The 376-nt window shown below is 65.4% G+C and carries 2 pseudogenes; both read right to left on the bottom strand.

The features are described 5' to 3' along the window. Positions 1-119: 119 nt before the first annotated feature. A pseudogene (locus ABGA94_RS15870) lies at positions 120-218 on the bottom strand (ferredoxin--NADP reductase); the annotation flags it as partial. Positions 219-235: 17 nt separating this feature from the next. Beyond that, positions 236-376: pseudogene (locus ABGA94_RS15865) on the bottom strand (CpaF family protein); the annotation flags it as partial.

The raw sequence follows: 376 nt of genomic DNA, 5'->3' as shown, positions 1-376 counted from the left end.
CGGGCTGGTGATGATCCGCTCGGACTTGAACAGGCCCTGGGCGCGGATGGCGTCCAGTTCCTCGGCGTAGTGGCGGGTCAGGGCGGAGGAGGCGTCGGTCATGGCGTGGGCACGGCTCTGAACGGGAAACCGCTGTCGCGGGTGGTGGTGAAGCTGAAGTAGGCATCGGTCCAGTGACGGACCTCAAGCACCGTTTCGGCGCCGAAAGCGGAGGACATGGGCGTATCTATCGAAAGTCGTCGGGGGTGAACGGGTCCTTGCGGAACTTGCGGATGGACACCATCGGCCCGTCCACCGCCAGTGGCGAGATGATCGCGTTGAGGCGGCCGCCGTTGGGCAGGCGCGCATCGACCATCGGATTGGAATCATCCAGCCG

Origin of the sequence: Stenotrophomonas sp. 3diitr2024, from assembly GCF_042136455.1 — a bacterium.
In the GTDB taxonomy this organism is placed as follows: Bacteria; Pseudomonadota; Gammaproteobacteria; order Xanthomonadales; family Xanthomonadaceae; genus Stenotrophomonas; species Stenotrophomonas sepilia.
The sequence above is the reverse complement of the archived record's forward strand: the minus strand, read 5'-3'. Positions and strand labels throughout refer to the sequence as shown.